This is a genomic window from Frankia sp. AgKG'84/4, assembly GCF_023242965.2.
GTDB lineage: Bacteria > Actinomycetota > Actinomycetes > Frankiales > Frankiaceae > Frankia.
On sequence record NZ_JALKFU020001131.1, the window covers coordinates 1 to 1,269 of the forward strand.

The 1,269-nt window shown below is 70.1% G+C and carries 1 protein-coding gene and 1 pseudogene; both read left to right on the forward strand.

Annotated elements, in window-relative coordinates:
• Positions 1-63: 63 nt before the first annotated feature.
• Positions 64-606 (forward strand): annotated as a pseudogene (locus MXD58_RS31970) (acyltransferase domain-containing protein); the annotation flags it as partial.
• A 39-nt stretch (positions 607-645) separates the two neighbouring features.
• On the forward strand, positions 646-1,269 hold a 624-nt coding region (locus MXD58_RS31975), incomplete at its 3' end, for a polyketide synthase dehydratase domain-containing protein (protein WP_250611144.1).

A 1,269-nucleotide genomic window follows, 5' to 3' on the forward strand; every position in this document is an offset into this window, starting at 1 on the left:
GTGTTCGGGTCGCCGGAGGGGTTGTTGGATGAGACGGTGTTCACCCAGGCTGGTTTGTTCGCGGTGGAGGTTGCGCTGGTTCGGCTGTTGGAGTCGTGGGGTGTGCGGCCCGATGCGGTACTGGGTCATTCGATAGGTGAGGTGACCGCGGCGCATGTGGCGGGCGTTTTCTCGCTGGCCGACGCTTGCATGGTGGTGGCTGCGCGGGGCCGGTTGATGCAGGAATTGGAGCCGGGCGGTGCGATGGTCGCGGTGAACGCGGCTGAGAGCGATGTGGTGCCTCTGCTGAGCGACGGGATGGATCTCGCGGCGGTGAACGAGGCGGATTCGGTGGTGTTGTCCGGTGCGGAGGGGGCGGTTTCGGCGGTAGCGGAGGTAGCGCGCGGTCGGGGTTGGCGGGTGCGGCGACTTGCGGTGTCCCATGCGTTTCACTCGGCGCGGATGGAGCCGATGCTGGCGGACTTTGGGGCAGCTTTGAGAGGCGTCTCGTGGGGAGCGGCGAAGATTCCGGTCGTTTCCAATCTGACGGGTGGGATCGCGGCGGCGGACGAGCTGGCGTCGGTGGAGTACTGGGTTTCTCATGTGCGCCGCCCGGTTCGTTTCCATGACGGTGTGCGGGCATCTGGCGCGGGCTTGTTCGTGGAGGTGGGTCCTGGTGCCGCACTGTCTGGTCTGCTGGCCCGGTCGGCGCCAGGCGTGCCGGTGCTGCGGGATGGGTGGGGTGAGGTTGGCACTGCCCTGATGGCGGCGGCGGAGGTTTTTGTCCGGGGCGGGGAGGTGGACTGGGCGGCGGCGTTGCCGCGAGGTGGTTCTGGTAGCAGCGTTGATCTGCCGACCTATGCGTTTGACCACCGGCATTACTGGTTGGCACCTGCTCGTGACGTGGACGCGGTCGCGCTTGGCCAGGCCGACGCCGACCATCCGTTGCTCGGGGCGGTGGTGTCGCTGCCGGACGGCGGCGGTCTGGTGTTCACGTCCCGGCTGTCCCCGCGCACCCATCCCTGGCTTGCCGACCACACCCGCCACGGAGTTCCGGTGCTGCCCGCCGCGGGCCTGGTCGAGCTCGCCGTCCGGGCTGGCGACGAGGCCGGCTGCGGTCGGCTGCGGGAACTGACCATCGACCGGCCGCTCCTGCTCGCGACGCGAGGCGGCGTCCGGCTGCGGGTCACCGTCGGCACCCCGGCGCCCGACGGCGCCCGGCCTGTGGCGGTGCACTCCAGCCCGGACGCGACCGACGCCTGGACCCGGCACGCCTCCGGCCTTCTGGAC